The organism is Xanthobacter sp. DMC12 (assembly GCF_056314105.1).
Genome location: NZ_JBQUYZ010000006.1, coordinates 239,266 through 254,513 on the forward strand (window position 1 = coordinate 239,266; position 15,248 = coordinate 254,513).

The following is a 15,248-nucleotide window of genomic DNA, read 5'->3' on the forward strand; positions in this document are numbered from 1 at the left end:
TCCCATCCGCGGCCGGTTCCTGCAACCTTGAGGCTTCCATTCGGGTCTGCCGCTCCGGTAGCTTCTGCTCGGCCAAACCCCGAGCACGAGTGTTCCGTGACTCCCCACCGCAAGGTCCATGCCCTCGTCGACGCGGTTGCCGCCGGCGATCTGCGCGCATTCGAAGAGCTTTACCGGCTGACCAGCCCGAAGCTCTACGGCATCGTGCTGCGCCTGCTGCGCCGCCCGGAGCTTGCCGCGGAAGCCGTGCGGCAGGCCTACCGGCGCGTTCGCTCCGAGGCGCATACCCTTCGGCAGAACGAGGACCCCGTGTGCTGGATGGTCTCCATCGCGCGGGGGTGTGCCCTCGACATGGCCTGGCAGCGGCCGGTGGGCGACGCCTTCGAGCCGTTCGACGCCGCCCAGCGCGGCAACGATCCCATCGCCTCGCCCCACCGCAGCCCGGCCTTGACGCGCCTCCTCACCTGTCTCGGCCGGCTGCCGGAAGAGCGGCGGCGGATGCTGCTGCTCGCCTTCTATGACGGCTGGAGCTACGAGGCGTTGTCGGTCTATTTCGACGCGCCCGCGCCCGCCATCCGCGCCTGGATGGCCCGCAGCATCCACCAGTTGGGCGAGTTCCTGGGGCGGCGGCCATGAGAGCCATCCCATGAGCCCCGCCTTGCCTGATCGCCTGCCCGAGCGTGTGGCCCCGCCGGATGCGGACCGCATCCTCGCCGCAGAATACGTGCTCGGCACCCTCGACAATGACGACCGCCGCCGCGTGCGCGCCCGGTGTGCCGCCGAGCCGCAGTTCGCCGCCCTCGTCCGCCTGTGGGAGCGTCGGCTTGCCCCGCTGCATGAGCTGGCGGTGCCGGTGATCCCCTCGCCGGACATCTGGCGTGCCATCGCCTCGGATCTGAGGAGCGCCCCGCCCGCGCTGCGCGGGGCCTCCCTGCCGCGCGGCATGTCGCCATCGCCCGATCCGCCGCGCCGTCCGGCTCTGCCGGAAGGCCGGCCGCTGCGGTCGGGGACAGGGGAGGGAGCGGGCGCCGTTTCGCGGGTGCGACGGCTGTTCGGCCTCGGCCGCAGCGCCGAGCCGGGTCGCACCGAGCCTGCGCGCGGCGCGGAACGGCCCGCCCGCCGGCGGTCTTTCCCGCCGCTCGAGGCGGGCCCGATGGGGCCGTCCCAATCGATGGACCCGGGCCGCGCGCCAGTCGGGACGATCCGGGACGCGCGGTTGATGGGACCGCTGTCTCCGGTGACGTCCGAGGTGGCGCATCCGGCCTTGCCCCGGCCGGAGAGCACGCCCATTGCCTCGCGGTTGCCGGAGCAGGCAGCGCCGCTGCAACTGGTGCCGCCTCCGCCGCGCCCCCGTCCGGCGCCCGAGCCGCTCACGCCCCCACCGGCCTTCATGTTCCTGGAGCCCGATCCACCGCCGGAGCCGGAGCCCGTCGCCGAGACGCCTGCCCCGGCCGGGGATGGCGCGCCGCCTGTCGCAACGGCGTCGGTCGCGGGGAGCCTTCCGCCGCCCCCACCAGCGGCTGAGCCGGCTGAAGCAGCGCCGCCGGAGGGACCGGCCGCGACCGTTCCGGAGCCGCCGCCCGTAGTGCAGGAGCCGACGGCCCTGGCGGTGTCGGGTGATGTCCCGGATACGGCTGAGGCCGCGCCGGTCGCTCCCGTTTCCCCGCCGCCGCCGGTTGAAACGGAGCAGGCCGCGCTGGAGTCTGCTCCGTCGCCCGTGGCCGAAGCTGTGCCTGAACCTGCCTCAGCGCCCAGGGTGCCGGATGTGATCGAGGCCCCTGAGCCGAAGAAACTGGAAGAGGGGGCAGAGGCGCTCGCTCCGGCTGGCGTGCCCGCAGATGCCGCCGAGGCGTCCTCGCCTGAAGCTGTGCCTCAGGAAGCGCCGGCAAGCGAGCCCCCGTCCGCCGATCCGGCCGCGGGCGAGAAGGCCGAGGAGGCGCCGCTGCCGGGATGGGCGGCTGAAGTCGCTTCCGGTGAGGTGTCCGCGCTGCCTGACGAGCCGAACCCGCCCACGCGCATCGTCGTGCGGCACGGCCCCTGGCGCGGGGTTTCGCTTCTCCTCGCGGTGCTCTGCCTGGGGCTGGGCGGAGTGGCGGCCTATCGCGAGTGGGTCTGGCCGGGTGAGGGCTATTGGGTCGCGGTGATGCAGGCGGAGCCGCTGCCGGCCGTCTCGGTCCGGATCGATCCGGACAGCGGCGCCCTGCACCTGCGGTCCTTCGCTCCGGCGCCGCCGGACGGCGAGACCTATCGCCTGTGGCTGGTTTCTCCGGCTTCGGGCGCGCGCTTCATTGGTGCCTTCTCGGCCGGCCTGTCGGAGCGACTGCCGGACCTCGCGCGTCTCGGACGCAAGGGCCTCGCCGGAACCGAACTGGTTGTCACCCGCGAGCCGGTGGAGCGGCCGGACACCTCGGCCGGGCCAGGCACGGCCGTCGTCTACCGCGGGCGGCTGGTGCCGGAATGAACCGTCCGCGCCGCGTGCCGGCTGGCGAGCCGCATTGAGCCTTCACTAACGGGAGAGGTCGGCGGCCGCTGCCCCGTGGCCGGGAGCCTCCTGGGGGATGCTGGGTGCCCCCCCGACCGGTAGGGGAGCCATGGCCGTGCGGTTTCGGCCCAGTGCCTTGCCGGAATAGAGCGCACCGTCGGCCGCGACGATGAGGTCGGCGATGGTGTCCGGCCCGCCGCTTCCCGGCACGAAGGTGGCCGCTCCGACGGTGAGCGTGACACCGATGTTGTAGCCGGCCACTTCGCGAAGCTGCTCTTCCACCAGCAGGCGCAGCCGCTCAGAGGTGGCACGCGCACCTTCCGCGCCGGCCCCCGGCAGCAGGATGCAGAACTCCTCTCCGCCATAGCGCCCGGCGACATCATTGGGCCGGATGCATTGCGGCACCTGAGCGGCGAACCGCTGCAGCGCGAGGTCGCCCACGTCGTGGCCGAAGCGGTCGTTGACCGACTTGAAGTGGTCGAGGTCTGCCAGAAGCAGCGAGAACGGCTGGCGCCGGGCGCGGGCGATGCGCAGCAGTTCCTCGCCCCGCTGCAGGGCGGCGCGGCGATTGAGCAGGCCGGTGAGATCGTCGCGGGAAGCGACCTTCTCGAGCACCATGTACAGGCTGCCGAAGGTCCAGCAGATGGCGAGGCCGAGGCCGAGGATGACCACCAGCACCTCCGCCGGGCCGCCATTGCCCGGCAACGGCAGCAGCCCGAACTGCACGCCGACGCCCCGGACCGTGTAGCCGCCGGCCACCGCGATCAGGACGATGGCCGAAGCGACACGCGAGATGATCGGTCCGCCGCCGGACGTCTGCATCAGGGCGCGTCCCGCTGTCGCACTCCAGCACCCGACCAGAATGGAGGTGATGGTGACCCGGTCGGCCATGTTGTTTCCGCTCCACAGCGACAAGCCGAGGAGGCCTGTGCCGAACAGCGCGACCGCCGCCACGGCGACCAGCCCCCGCGGCCGTTCGTCAAAGACGCGGATGCCGCTGTAGATGAGCCCCATGCCGATGAGGATGCAGCCATTGCCGATCAGCGCGCTGACCGGAAGACCGATGTTGGTGCGCGCGGCGAGGAACACGCAGCCGGTGGTGAGGAACAGGTTGGCAAGCGACCACACCAACAGGCAGGACTGCCGCAACCGCCATCCCGCCAGGAGTTGCAGGGCAGCCAGAAGCAGGCCCACAACGGCCGAGACCGACAACACAGTCTGGACCTGGAAATCCATGTATCGGGCCGCTCCAGGACCGTTCGTCCGCGCAAAAGGAGAAAAGCTGGTTGTATGCGCCAATAGCGTGTAGTGCGCGTGCGCACAAGTCGTTCGTCCTACTATTGTACGGCGTAATTTTGTTTCCGATTGTGCGCATCGTTTTCCCATCCTCCGGCGACCCGGCGGGGGGCCGGAAACCGGGCTGGCCGGTGCTTTCGGGCGGCGCAGCCTTCGCTATGATGCGCCGGCGCGGACGGGCCGGCGGCGCTGGATTCGTTCGTGGGGAGACGACCCGCCGCCCGTGACGTCCCACCGCCTCGTGAACTCCCTGCCGCGCGAGAAATCCCTGCGAGGATAAAATGGCCGATCCGACCCTTCCCCGCCCCGTCGACCGGGCCCTGGACCCGGCTTTCCGCCACGGCCAGTCCACCGAGCCGAACTACTCGGGCGTCGCCTCCTTCCTGCGCCGGCGCTATGCCCGCGACGGGGGCGGAGCCGAAGTGGTCGTCTGGGGGGTGCCCCTCGATGTGGCGGTGTCGAACCGGCCCGGCACGCGGTTCGGACCGCGCGCGATCCGCGCCGCGTCCTCCATCCTGGATGGCGATCCCTTCTACCCTTTCGGCTTCGATCCGTTCGAGAAGCTGGACGTCGCCGATGGCGGGGATTGCGTGTTCGACTACGGACTGCCGGCCGGTATCCCCGGTGCCATCGCGGCGCAGGCGGCCGCCCATTACGCCCGCGGCAGCCACCTCGTGACCCTCGGCGGCGACCATTTCCTCACCTATCCCATCCTGCGGGCACTCACGGCACGCCTCGGCCAGCCGGTGGCGCTGGTGCAGTTCGACGCCCATCAGGACACCTGGGACGACGCTGGGGACCGGGTAGACCACGGCACCATGATTACCCGGGCGGTGAAGGACGGGCTCATCCGGGTCGACCGTTCGATCCAGGTGGGCATCCGGACCCACGCGCCGCGCAGCTACGGCATCGAGATCGTCCACGGCAACGTGGCGGGCGAGATGGGGCCCGCGGCGCTGGCGCGGCACATCTGCGAGCGGGTGGGGGATGCGCCGGTCTATCTGAGCTTCGATATCGACGCCCTCGACCCCGCCTTTGCGCCCGGCACCGGCACGCCGGTGTGCGGTGGCCTCTCCACCCGCGAGGTGATCGCCTGCCTCAGGCGCCTCGGTGCGCTCGACCTCAAGGGGTTTGACGTGGTGGAGGTGTCCCCGCCCTACGACCATGCGGAGATCACGGCGCTCGCCGGCGCGACGCTCGCCTCGCTCTATCTGTGCCTGCTGGCGGAACGCAAGGAGGGGGGGCGCTCGCCGGCGCTTTAGGCGAAAGGCGCAGGCAGGATGGCAGTACCTTTTGCGGTGCGAACCGGATAAGGAAAGGCCTCACTGAGCGTCAGCCGCGGCCGGGGAGGGAAGAGATGGGGAAGGGGCCTGCCGTCTCGGCCTATGTCCTGCCGGTCCTGGGTGGTCTGCTGGCGCTGACGTTCTTCCTGTGGCCGGGCGTCTCGCCAGCCGCATCCGGCGTCCTGCCGGGATTGCTTGCCATAGGCTCGGTCGCGCTCCTGTGCGGCTCGGCCTTCTCGGCCGTCGGCCATGCGGATGTGGTGGAGGCCCGGCTTGGCCAGCCGTGGGGCACCCTGGTCCTCACGCTCTCGGTCACCGTCATCGAGGTCTCGGTGATGGCCTCCATGATGCTCAACGGAGAGAATAACCCAACGCTCGCCCGCGAATCGGTGCTCTCCGTGCTGATGATCGTGAATGCCGGCATCGTCGGCCTGTGCCTCCTGCTGGGCAGCATCCGCCACCGTGAGCAGACCATCCAGCAGCAGGGCGTCTCGGGCTATCTCTCGGCGACGATCGCCCTCGGGGTGATGCTGCTGATCCTGCCCAGCGAGACGCGGGCAGGGGCGTCCGGCATCTTCTCGCCGTTCCAGCTCATCTACATGTCGGCGATCGCGCTCGCCCTCTACGCGGCCTTTCTCTACATGCAGACGGTCCGCCACCGCGAGCATTTCAACGCGCAGCCGGAAGGCCACGCGGAAGCGCCCCCGGAGTTGCCGGCTTTCCTGCGTGCCGTCTTAATGCTCCTGGGGAGCCTCGGGGCGGTGGTGGCGCTCTCCGGCTGGGTGGCGATTTCGTTCGAGGATTTCCTCGCCCATTTCGCCCTGCGCGATCCCGATGCCGTGACCGGCGCGCTCGTGGCGACGCTCATTCTTCTCCCGGAAGGCCTGTCGGCCGTGCGCGCCGCCGCCCGCAACCATCTGCAGCATTCTCTCAACATCGCCCTCGGCTCGGCGCTCGCCACGGTGTCGCTGACCATCCCGGCCATGGCGTTCATCAGCGTCATGATCGGGCGGCCCATGGTGCTCGGCCTCGACAACGAGGACCGGACCATGTTGCTGCTCACCTTCGTCCTCTCGGTGCTGTCCTTCGGCACGGGAAAGACCAATGCGCTCAATGGCGTGGTCCACCTGATCGTGTTCTGCGTCTATGTGATGCTGCTGTTTGCCCCCTAAAGCGCGGATCGGCCCCTGTCCGGCGGTGGACATCGGGCGGGGCGGATGGCATGTTCCGCGCGACTTGAACGAGGCGCGGGCCGTGAAGAACCTTCTGCTCTACATCTTCACCTGGTGGAACAAGCAGACCGTCGGCACCATGTGGTGGACGAAGCGGTTCGGTGAGCTTGTGGGCGAGGACGAGTTCGGCAATCGCTACTATCGCACCAAGGGCGGCGCGGTTGACCCGACGCTGGGTTTCGAGCGCCGCTGGGTCATCTATCCCGGCTACGCCGAAGCCTCGACCATTCCGCCCGGCTGGTGGGGCTGGATCCACCACCGCGTGGATACCCCGCCGGTGGACGAGACCTACACCCCCCGCTCCTGGCAGAAGCCGCACCGCCGCAACATGACCGGCACGCCCGGCGCCTACCGTCCCAAGGGATCGGTGCTGGCCGGCGGCCTGCGTCCCCGCGTCACGGGCGACTACAAGGCCTGGACGCCCGGCGAATAGGCCGGCCCCGCGCATTGGGATCCCGCCCCTCGTGGCACGGATTGCTTTCTGAGGCGGCTCCCCCGGTGCCGCCTTGCCACCGCCTGATTCAGGCGGTCAGAAGGGGAGAGAGGCCGGACCGCTTCCCGGTCGCGCCGCCTTCATTCCACGGGTCCACAGACTGATGCGCTTCCTCTGCTCCGTTTCGCTGCTGGCCGCCGGCCTGATTGCCGCCGCGATGCCTCAGGCGCTGGCGCAGAGCCGCGGCACCATCGAGCAGACGCCCCTGCCGCCGCCCGGAACGATTCCCAACCAGCGCCCGCTGCCCGCGGTGCCCAACAGCGTTCCGGTGATCTCCGCCCCGCCCGCAGCTCCCGCGCAGCGTCCGGCGGCCCCGGCCGCCATCCAGCGGGCGCCCGCGCCACCGCCGCCGGCCGCCGCGCAACAACAGCAGCCGCCGCAGGCGGGCTTTCAGCCGGCCCCTCCCGGCGATGAGGGCGACGTGGTGGTGGTGCAGCCGCCGACGCAGAAGATCGCCAACGACTTTGCGGTCTATGCCGGCCTCGACAAGATCACCGGCCGGATCACCTCGTTCGATATTGCCATCGGCGAGACGGCCCAGTTCGGCGCCCTGCAGGTGACGCCGCGCGTCTGCTACACGCGCCCCGCCACCGAGACGCAGAACACCACCTCCTTCACCGAAGTGAACGAGGTCACCCTGCAGGGGCAGGCCAAGCGGATTTTCACCGGCTGGATGTTCGCGGCGAGCCCAGGCCTGCACGCGGTGGAGCACCCGATCTATGACGTGTGGCTGATCGGCTGCAAGGCGCCCTCTCCGGTCACGGCGCGGGGCCAGCAGTAGAAGTCGCCTTCCGCCTCAAGCGCGTGCTCCAGCAGCTTGTGATAGTGGCGGCGTGACACCTCCAGTGCCCCGAAGGTCTTGAGGTGGCTAGTGACGAACTGGGTATCCAGCAGCCGGAAGCCGCCGGCGATCAGCCGTCCCACCAGATGCACAAGCGCCACCTTGGAGGCGTCCCGCTCCCGGTGGAACATGCTCTCGCCGAAGAAGGCGCCACCCAGCCGCACCCCATAGAGCCCGCCCACCAGCCGCCCGTCGCGCCAGGCTTCCACTGTGTGGCAGCGGCCGCGGGCGAACAGTTCGCCGTAGAGGCGGCGGATCGGCGCGTTGATCCAGGTCTTGTCACGGCCTTCCTGGGGCTCGGCGCAGCCGTCGATCACCGCCTCGAAGTCGCTGTCCACGCGGACCTCGAACTTGTCCGCGCGCACGGTCCGGGCGAGGCGGGAGGAAACGTGGAAGGCATCAAGGGGGATGATGCCGCGCCGCTCGGGCTCGATCCAGTAGAGGCCGGGATCGTCGGCGCTCTCGGCCATCGGGAAGATGCCGCAGGCATAGGCCTTCAGCAGCACATCGGGCGTGATCTCGACGATCTGATCGTTGGGCCGGCTCATGGAGGTTCATCCTACCAGCAAATGGAGCGGCCGTGTGGCGTCCCGCCCCAGTTCCCGGAGGGTCCTGCGACCCTTTGACACGCAGAATGGGGCGCCGGTTCCCCTCTCACCCCCGCTTCAGGAAGTCACCGATGCGCCGGACGGCTTCCGCCATGTCGGGGCCGGAGCCGGCATACGAGAAGCGCAGGAACTGGCGGCCGTGGAACGGATCGAAATCCACCCCCGGCGTCGCCGCCACATGGGCCGCGTCCAGCAGGCTGCGGGCGAAGGCGGCCGAATCGTCGGTGAAGTCGGAGACGTCGGCATAGAGGTAGAAGGCGCCGTCGGCCGGCAGGAAGCGGCCGAGGCCTGCGGCGGGCAGCCCTTCGGTCAGGATGCGCCGGTTCTCGACATAGGTTGCCTTCACTTGATCCATCTCGGCGCGGCCCTCGAAGGCGGCGTCGGCGGCGATCTGGGACAGGGTGGGCACCGAAATCGAGAAATTCTGCTGAAGCCGCTCCATGGTGCGCGAGACGCCCGGCGGCACCACCATCCAGCCGACGCGCCAGCCGGTCATGCAGAAGTATTTGGAGAAGGAGTTGATGACGGTCACATCGTCGCCGATCTCCACCGCGCTCACCGCCGGGAAGGCGTAATCGAGCCCGTGGTAGATTTCGTCAGAGACGAAGGCGAGGCCGAGGTCGCGGGCGCAGGCGTGGAGCGCGGTCAGGGCGGCGCGGTCCATCATGGTGCCGGTGGGATTGGCGGGGCTCGCCACCAGAACGCCCTTGAGCGGCCCGGCCCGGTGCGCTTCCATCAGCCGCTCGGCGGTCAAAGCATGGCGATCTTCTGCGCGGGTCTCGATCAGCACCGGCTCGCAGCCGAGCGCCGACAGGACGTGGCGGTAGGGCGGATAGCCCGGCGCCGCGATGGCCACGCGATCTCCCGGCTCGAACAGGGCCAGGAAAGCCAGGATGAAGCCACCCGACGACCCATTGGTCACGACGATCCGCTCCGGATCGACGCAGACGCCGTGCTGCTCTTCGTAATGGCGGGCGATGCGCGCCCGAAGGGCCGGGATACCGAGGGCGGCGGTATAGCCCACCTGTCCGGCTGCCAACGCGGCGGCCGCCGCCTGCCGCGCGACGAGCGGTGCCGGGGCCGCCGGCTGGCCAACCTCCAGATGGATCACATGCCCGCCCTGCGCCTCGATCCGGGCGGCGTGCTCCATCACGTCCATGACGATAAAGGGCTCGACCGCACTGCGCCGGGAGAGGAGGGGAAGAACCTGCCGCATTGCCGAAATTCCGTTGCGTTCCTGCGGGTGAAGGCCGCGCCGATGCTCGCGCTGCCGTGCTGCCGCCTTATTCTGCCTGTCCCTGAGGCGGGTTCGCCCCAACGTGAAGGCCAGCGGATTGACCTCGGCTTTCGCCGACGCCAGTGTCCGGCAATCTCGTAGCCTGTGCCCCGGAGCGAGCCAAGGCGGATATGGCTTTAGTCCCTGCGTGAATGGCGGCTTGCGTGGTGGTTGACGGAATGGATCGAGCCCGAGCGGAACAGCGGATCGGATTGGCGGAGCGTGTGGGGGGCGGGCTGCGCACCGCCGGACGCGTGCTGTGTCTTGCTGCGGCGACGGCCCTTCCGGTGCAGGCGACATGGACTGTTGCCGCCCGCGCGCAGGAACAGGCCCCCCAGTCGGCGCCGCAGACCATCCAGGACACCGAGATCGAGGCGCTGCTCAAGGACTATACCCGCCCCATCCTCAAGGCGGCGGGGCTTGCCCAGCAGAACGTCGAGGTGGTGCTCATCTCCAGCCGGGCCTTCAACGCCTTCGTGGCCGATGGCCGGCGCATCTTCGTGAACACCGGCGCGCTCGTCGATTCGGTGACGCCCAACCAGATCATCGGTGTGCTCGCCCACGAGACCGGCCATATCGCCGGCGGCCACCTCGCCCGGATGCGGGAGCAGATCGCCGGTGCGCAGACCATGGCGATCGTCGCCATGCTTCTGGCGGCGGGCGGCGTCGCGGCCGGCGCGGCGAGCGGCATGAACGGCCGGGACGTCGGCAACATGGGCGCTGCCGCAATGTCGGCGCCGCAGGAGATGATCCGCCGCTCGCTGCTCTCCTATCAGCGCGGCGAGGAATCCGCCGCCGACCGCTCGGCAGTGAAGTATCTCAATGCCACTGGCCAGTCCGCCAAGGGCATGCTGCAGACGTTCGAGCGCTTCCAGAACGACCAGCTTTTCATCAGCCAGCGGATCGATCCCTACGCCCTGAGCCATCCCATGGCCCGCGAGCGTATCGCCGCGCTGGAACAACTGGCCAAGGCGAGCCCCTATTACGAGGTCAAGGACCCCCCGGCCCTGCAGGCGCGCCACGACATGATGCGCGCGAAGCTCATCGGCTTCATGGAGCGTCCCGAGGCGGTGGCACGCCGTTACCCGCCCTCCGACGGCTCCATGGCGGCCCAGTATGCGCGTGCCATCTCGGCCTACCGCTTCGGCAATGTGGATTCGTCCATCCGCCAGATCGACGCCCTCATCGCCAAGGAGCCGTCGAACCCCTATTTCTACGAGCTCAAGGGGCAGGCGCTGCTTGAGGCCGGGCGCGCGAGCGATTCCGTCGCACCGCTCCGCAAGGCTGTGCAGATGACCAATGGCGCGCCGCTCATCCGCGCCATGCTGGGGCAGGCGCTCGTGCAGTCGGGCAACCAGACCTACACCCAGGAAGCCATCCGCGAACTGGTGCAGGCGACCCAGCGTGATCCGAACTCCCCGTCCGCTTGGCGCTCGCTCGCGCTGGCCTATGGCCGTTCAGGCGATACGGCCAATGCGGACCTCGCGTCCGCGCAGTCCTATTTCGCGTCCGGCGACTTCAAGCTCGGCCGGGAACTCGCGGCCCGCGCCCGGACCAAGTTTCCGCAGGGCTCGCCCGGCTGGCTCAAGGCCGACGATCTCGTGAATTTCAAACCGCCCGCATCGGCCGCCAATCAGCGCTGATGCTCAAAGACAGCTTTTCACCCAAGGAGCCCCGCATGTTCTCCCCCACGGGCCTGGCCCGAACCGGCTTTCGGCACCTCGCCGCCCGCCTTTCCGCGCTGGCGCTGGCCGCCCTGCCGGCCCTCTTCCTTGCCGCCAGCCCGGCCGCAGCCTTCACGGACGAGGAGAAGAAGGAACTCGGCGGCATCATCCGCGAGTATCTGATCCAGAACCCGGAAGTGCTCCAGGAAGCCATCTCCGTGCTGGAAAGCCGGCAGATGGTGGCCGATGCGACCCAGCGCAGCAAGGCGGTGGCCGAGCTGAAGCCGCTGCTGTTGTCGAGCCCGCGCGGCATCGTCGCCGGCAATCCGCAGGGCGACGTCACGCTGGTCGAGTTCTTCGACTACAATTGCGGCTATTGCAAAAAGGCGCTGTCGGACCTTCAGGACCTCATCAAGCAGGATCCGAAGCTGCGCGTGGTGCTGAAGGAGTTCCCGGTGCTCGGCCAGGGCTCGGTCGAGGCCGCGCAGGTGGCCGTCGCCGTGCGCATGGTGGCCCCCGAGAAGTACATGGCGTTCCATCAGGCCCTTCTCGGCGGTCGCGGCCAGGCCGATCGCGCCAAGGCGCTGGCGGCGGCGAAGGAGGTCGGCATCGACCCGGCGCTGATCCAGAAGCAGGCCACTTCGCCCGAGCTGAACGCCACCCTCGACGAGAGCATGAAGATCGCCGAGGCGCTCTCGCTTAACGGCACGCCGTCCTACGTGATCGGCGATCAGGTGGTGATCGGCGCCGTCGGCTTCGACAAGCTGAAGGCCGCTGTCGCCGACGCCCGCAGCAAGCAGACGGGTAAGTAGAAGGGGCGTCACCCGCCCGAATGCTCACGGATGGGGGCGGCCGCCTTGGCCGCCCGTTCCGCGGGCACTCTTTCCATCGGGCGCGCGCACCCCTATAAGGCTGCGACCCGGCCGACAGGAGGCCGGTGGCAGATCACGCACGGATGACAGAAACCGTCCACGTCCTGAACGGGCCCAACCTCAACCTGCTCGGTACCCGCGAGCCCGGCATCTATGGCGCGGCGACGCTTGCCGATGTCGAGGCGCTGTGCCGGGCCGAGGGCGAAGCGCTGGGCTTCGACATCGTCTTCCGCCAGACCAATTCGGAAGGCGCGCTGGTGGATTTCATCCAGGCGGCCCGCGGTGCGCGGGGCATTGTCCTCAACGCCGCTGCCTACACCCACACCTCCGTCGCGCTGCGCGACGCGGTGTCCGCGGTGGGGGTGGCGACCATCGAGGTGCATTTGTCCAACGTGTTCGCACGGGAAGACTTCCGCCACCATTCCTACCTGTCGCCCGTCGTCCGCGGAGTGATCTGCGGCTTCGGACCCCAGAGCTATGTGCTGGGCCTGCGCGCCATCGCCGGCCTGCCGCAGACCCCTTAAGATCCCTCAACGCCCTCGCGCGGCCCTTTGGCCGGCCAGAGCCAGGAACATCATGAAGCCCTCCAACCCTCCCATCGACACCGCCATCGTCAAGGAGATCGCCGATCTCCTCTCGGGCAGCGACCTGACCGAGATCGAGGTGGAGCACGAGGGCCTGCGCATCCGCGTGGTGCGCGCGCCCGCCCCGGTCACCATCGCCCAGGGATCACCCTACGCCGCTCCTTATCCGGCGGCCGACCCCGTCGCAGCGGCCGCGCCGGCTGTCGCGGCCGAGGCCCCTGCGGACCTCTCCAAGCATCCCGGCGTCGTTGCCTCCCCCATGGTGGGCACCGCCTATCTCGCCGCCGAGCCCGGCGCCGCCCCCTTCATCGAGGTGGGTGCGAGCGTGCGCGAGGGGCAGACCGTGCTCATCGTCGAGGCGATGAAGACCATGAACGCCATCCCCGCGCCGCGCTCCGGCACCGTGACGCGCATCCTCGTGGGCAACGCGCAGCCGGTGGAATACGGCGAGCCCCTGCTCATCATCGAATGAGCGCGACCGGACGAGGCAGGCCCACCCGCAGGCACCCACAAGGCACGCACCGCTGATGTTCAGAAAAATCCTCATCGCCAACCGCGGCGAGATCGCGCTGCGCATCCTGCGCGCCTGCAAGGAGCTGGGCATCGCGACGGTGGCGGTGCATTCCACCGCCGACGCCGACGCCATGCACGTGCGCCTTGCGGACGAGAGCGTCTGCATCGGCCCGCCGCCAGCCCGCGAGAGCTATCTCAACATTCCCTCGCTGCTCGCTGCCTGCGAGATCACCGGGGCGGATGCGGTGCATCCGGGCTACGGCTTCCTCGCCGAAAACGCTCGCTTCGCCGAGATTCTGGCCGATCACAACATCCATTTCATTGGGCCCAAGGCGGAGCACATCCGCATCATGGGCGACAAGATCGAGGCCAAGAAGACAGCGCAGGCCCTCGGCATCCCCGTGGTGCCCGGCTCTGACGGCGGCATCCATTCGGATGAGGAGGCGCACCGCGTCGCCGCCGAAATCGGCTTTCCGGTGCTGGTGAAGGCCGCCGCTGGCGGCGGCGGGCGCGGCATGAAGGTGGCCCTGACCGCCGACGACCTGTCGCAGGCCCTCTCTACCGCCCGCACGGAGGCGAAGGCCGCCTTCGGCGACGATGCCGTCTATCTGGAGAAATACCTCGGCACCCCGCGCCACATCGAGGTGCAGGTGCTGGGCGACGGGAAGGGCCACGCCATCCATCTCGGCGAGCGCGACTGCTCGCTCCAGCGCCGCCATCAGAAGGTGTGGGAAGAGGCGCCGTCCCCCGTCATCACCGCGGCCCAGCGGGCCCAGATCGGCGAGACCTGCGCCAGCGCCATGCGCAAGCTCGGCTATCTCGGCGTCGGCACGATCGAATTCCTCTACGAGAACGGCGAGTTCTACTTCATCGAGATGAACACCCGCATCCAGGTGGAGCATCCGGTGACGGAGATGGTCACCGGCATCGACCTCATCAACGAGCAGATCCGCGTCGCCGCCGGCGAGGAGCTGACGCTGAAGCAGAGCGACGTGGTGATGGAAGGCCACGCCATCGAGTGCCGCGTGAACGCCGAGCACCCGACCACCTTCCGCCCCTCGCCGGGCAAGATCACGCACTATCACGTGCCCGGAGGCCTCGGCATCCGCGTCGATTCCAACGCCTATCAGGGCTACGTCATCCCGCCCACCTACGACAGCCTCGTGGGCAAGCTCATCGTCCACGGCAAGACGCGGGACGAGTGCCTGCGCCGGCTGCGCCGGGCGCTGGACGAGTTCGTGGTGGACGGCATCGACACGACACTACCCCTGTTCCGCACGCTGGTGCGCACCCGCGCCATCGCCGAGGGGCAGTACGACATCCACTGGCTGGAGCACTTCCTCGCGGAGGGCGAAGGCAAGACCGTCGGCTGACGAAAGCCATCTGACACCGCTCCCAGAATGAAAAAGCCCGGCGTGATCGCCGGGCTTTTTGTTTCAGGAGAGGCGCCTGCTCAGCCGAACTTGGCCGCCCGCTTGAGCTGGGCCGCCGCCGCCGCAAGCTCGCGCACCTTGGCGAAGTTGCCGGCGCGGATCGCATCGGTCGGCACCACCCAGGAGCCGCCTACGGCCACCACGTTGGGCAGGGCGAGATAGTCGCCCGCATTCGCGGGGCCGATGCCGCCCGTCGGGCAGAAGCGCAGGTGGGGCAGGGGGCCGGCAATGGACTTCAGGAAGGCTGCGCCCCCCGAGGCCTCGGCCGGGAAAAACTTCAGCACCTCAAAGCCCAATTCCGCCAGCCGCATGGCCTCGGACGCCGTGGCGCAGCCGGCCATCACCGGAATCGGCGTCTCGGTGAAGGCGGCCGCCAGCTCCGGCGTCGTACCCGGGCTGACGAGGAAGGTGGCACCGGCATCGATGGTCGCTTCGATCTGCGCGCGGGTTGTGACGGTGCCGGCGCCGGCGATGGCACCTTCCACCTCGGCAGCGATCAGGCGCAGGGCTTCCAGCGCCACCGGCGTGCGCAGCGTGACTTCGATCAGCGGCAGGCCGCCCTCCACAAGCGCGCGGGCCAGCGGCACGGCATCCTCAAGGCGCTCGATGACCACCACCGGCACCACCGGGGCCTTGGCGACGAAGGGAAGGGGGCTCGGAAGGGTCATGGG

15 protein-coding genes are annotated in these 15,248 nt (G+C 69.4%); 11 read left to right on the forward strand and 4 right to left on the reverse strand.

Annotated elements, in window-relative coordinates:
• Positions 1 to 96 precede the first annotated feature (96 nt).
• On the forward strand, positions 97 to 636 hold the full coding sequence (locus tag ACT535_RS21155) for a sigma factor-like helix-turn-helix DNA-binding protein (protein ID WP_168456489.1): 540 nt from the start codon (positions 97 to 99) through the stop codon (positions 634 to 636).
• Positions 637 to 646: 10 nt separating this feature from the next.
• Positions 647 to 2,461 carry a hypothetical protein gene (locus tag ACT535_RS21160; RefSeq protein WP_476365902.1) on the forward strand — a complete coding sequence of 605 codons (1,815 nt, stop codon included), beginning with the start codon at positions 647 to 649 and terminating at the stop codon, positions 2,459 to 2,461.
• Between the two features lie 45 nt (positions 2,462 to 2,506).
• Here ACT535_RS21160 and ACT535_RS21165 read toward each other — a convergent pair whose 3' ends face one another.
• Complete coding sequence (locus ACT535_RS21165; RefSeq protein WP_476365903.1) at positions 2,507 to 3,718, reverse strand: GGDEF domain-containing protein; 1,212 nt, start codon at positions 3,716 to 3,718, stop codon at positions 2,507 to 2,509.
• 341 nt (positions 3,719 to 4,059) lie between these two features.
• Between ACT535_RS21165 and speB the strand changes: the two genes are divergently transcribed.
• From speB to ACT535_RS21185, 4 genes are all read left to right on the forward strand, one after another.
• The gene (gene speB / locus ACT535_RS21170; protein WP_168456492.1) at positions 4,060 to 5,040 is read left to right on the forward strand and encodes an agmatinase; all 981 of its coding nucleotides are present in this window, start codon (positions 4,060 to 4,062) and stop codon (positions 5,038 to 5,040) included.
• Between the two features lie 95 nt (positions 5,041 to 5,135).
• On the forward strand, positions 5,136 to 6,233 hold the full coding sequence (locus ACT535_RS21175; RefSeq protein ID WP_476365904.1) for a calcium:cation antiporter: 1,098 nt from the start codon (positions 5,136 to 5,138) through the stop codon (positions 6,231 to 6,233).
• Positions 6,234 to 6,315: 82 nt separating this feature from the next.
• Positions 6,316 to 6,726 (forward strand): NADH:ubiquinone oxidoreductase subunit NDUFA12, encoded by a 411-nt coding sequence (locus ACT535_RS21180; RefSeq protein WP_476327323.1) that lies wholly within the window; start codon positions 6,316 to 6,318, stop codon positions 6,724 to 6,726.
• A 163-nt stretch (positions 6,727 to 6,889) separates the two neighbouring features.
• Complete coding sequence (locus ACT535_RS21185; RefSeq protein ID WP_168456495.1) at positions 6,890 to 7,567, forward strand: DUF2155 domain-containing protein; 678 nt, start codon at positions 6,890 to 6,892, stop codon at positions 7,565 to 7,567.
• On the opposite strand, the gene aat is transcribed toward ACT535_RS21185, so the two are convergent.
• Both aat and ACT535_RS21195 read right to left on the reverse strand, forming a co-directional pair.
• Entirely contained in the window at positions 7,504 to 8,175 is a 672-nt protein-coding gene (gene aat / locus ACT535_RS21190; protein ID WP_168456496.1) for a leucyl/phenylalanyl-tRNA--protein transferase, read from the reverse strand. The two genes, ACT535_RS21185 and aat, sit on opposite strands and share 64 nt — an antisense overlap.
• Before the next feature lie 106 nt (positions 8,176 to 8,281).
• Positions 8,282 to 9,451 carry a pyridoxal phosphate-dependent aminotransferase gene (locus tag ACT535_RS21195; RefSeq protein WP_476365905.1) on the reverse strand — a complete coding sequence of 390 codons (1,170 nt, stop codon included), beginning with the start codon at positions 9,449 to 9,451 and terminating at the stop codon, positions 8,282 to 8,284.
• 239 nt (positions 9,452 to 9,690) lie between these two features.
• Here ACT535_RS21195 and ACT535_RS21200 point away from each other — a divergent pair, with 239 nt between their 5' ends.
• The 5 genes from ACT535_RS21200 (at position 9,691) to accC (ending at position 14,517) form a co-directional block, all read left to right on the forward strand.
• Positions 9,691 to 11,154, forward strand: coding sequence for a M48 family metalloprotease (locus tag ACT535_RS21200; protein WP_476365906.1), 1,464 nt, complete (start codon positions 9,691 to 9,693; stop codon positions 11,152 to 11,154).
• A gap of 35 nt (positions 11,155 to 11,189) precedes the next feature.
• Positions 11,190 to 11,987, forward strand: a complete 798-nt coding sequence (locus ACT535_RS21205) for a DsbA family protein (RefSeq protein ID WP_168456499.1) — start codon at positions 11,190 to 11,192, stop codon at positions 11,985 to 11,987.
• Positions 11,988 to 12,130: 143 nt separating this feature from the next.
• Positions 12,131 to 12,571 (forward strand): type II 3-dehydroquinate dehydratase, encoded by a 441-nt coding sequence (aroQ, locus tag ACT535_RS21210; protein ID WP_476327318.1) that lies wholly within the window; start codon positions 12,131 to 12,133, stop codon positions 12,569 to 12,571.
• 52 nt (positions 12,572 to 12,623) lie between these two features.
• Complete coding sequence (gene accB / locus ACT535_RS21215; protein WP_476365907.1) at positions 12,624 to 13,103, forward strand: acetyl-CoA carboxylase biotin carboxyl carrier protein; 480 nt, start codon at positions 12,624 to 12,626, stop codon at positions 13,101 to 13,103.
• Between the two features lie 55 nt (positions 13,104 to 13,158).
• Positions 13,159 to 14,517, forward strand: a complete 1,359-nt coding sequence (gene accC / locus ACT535_RS21220; RefSeq protein ID WP_168456501.1) for an acetyl-CoA carboxylase biotin carboxylase subunit — start codon at positions 13,159 to 13,161, stop codon at positions 14,515 to 14,517.
• 80 nt (positions 14,518 to 14,597) lie between these two features.
• On the opposite strand, the gene eda is transcribed toward accC, so the two are convergent.
• Complete coding sequence (eda, locus tag ACT535_RS21225; protein WP_476365908.1) at positions 14,598 to 15,245, reverse strand: bifunctional 4-hydroxy-2-oxoglutarate aldolase/2-dehydro-3-deoxy-phosphogluconate aldolase; 648 nt, start codon at positions 15,243 to 15,245, stop codon at positions 14,598 to 14,600.
• Between the last annotated feature and the right edge of the window lie 3 nt (positions 15,246 to 15,248).

Coding starts and splice junctions, on each gene's coding strand:
- ACT535_RS21195 (WP_476365905.1), bottom strand. CDS start 9,451: ATGCGGCAGGTTCTTCCCCTCCTCTCCCGGCGCAGTGCGGTCGAGCCC.
- speB (WP_168456492.1), top strand. CDS start 4,060: ATGGCCGATCCGACCCTTCCCCGCCCCGTCGACCGGGCCCTGGACCCG.
- ACT535_RS21205 (WP_168456499.1), top strand. CDS start 11,190: ATGTTCTCCCCCACGGGCCTGGCCCGAACCGGCTTTCGGCACCTCGCC.
- ACT535_RS21175 (WP_476365904.1), top strand. CDS start 5,136: ATGGGGAAGGGGCCTGCCGTCTCGGCCTATGTCCTGCCGGTCCTGGGT.
- eda (WP_476365908.1), bottom strand. CDS start 15,245: ATGACCCTTCCGAGCCCCCTTCCCTTCGTCGCCAAGGCCCCGGTGGTG.
- aat (WP_168456496.1), bottom strand. CDS start 8,175: ATGAGCCGGCCCAACGATCAGATCGTCGAGATCACGCCCGATGTGCTG.
- aroQ (WP_476327318.1), top strand. CDS start 12,131: ATGACAGAAACCGTCCACGTCCTGAACGGGCCCAACCTCAACCTGCTC.
- accB (WP_476365907.1), top strand. CDS start 12,624: ATGAAGCCCTCCAACCCTCCCATCGACACCGCCATCGTCAAGGAGATC.
- ACT535_RS21185 (WP_168456495.1), top strand. CDS start 6,890: ATGCGCTTCCTCTGCTCCGTTTCGCTGCTGGCCGCCGGCCTGATTGCC.
- ACT535_RS21160 (WP_476365902.1), top strand. CDS start 647: ATGAGCCCCGCCTTGCCTGATCGCCTGCCCGAGCGTGTGGCCCCGCCG.
- accC (WP_168456501.1), top strand. CDS start 13,159: ATGTTCAGAAAAATCCTCATCGCCAACCGCGGCGAGATCGCGCTGCGC.
- ACT535_RS21165 (WP_476365903.1), bottom strand. CDS start 3,718: ATGGATTTCCAGGTCCAGACTGTGTTGTCGGTCTCGGCCGTTGTGGGC.
- ACT535_RS21200 (WP_476365906.1), top strand. CDS start 9,691: ATGGATCGAGCCCGAGCGGAACAGCGGATCGGATTGGCGGAGCGTGTG.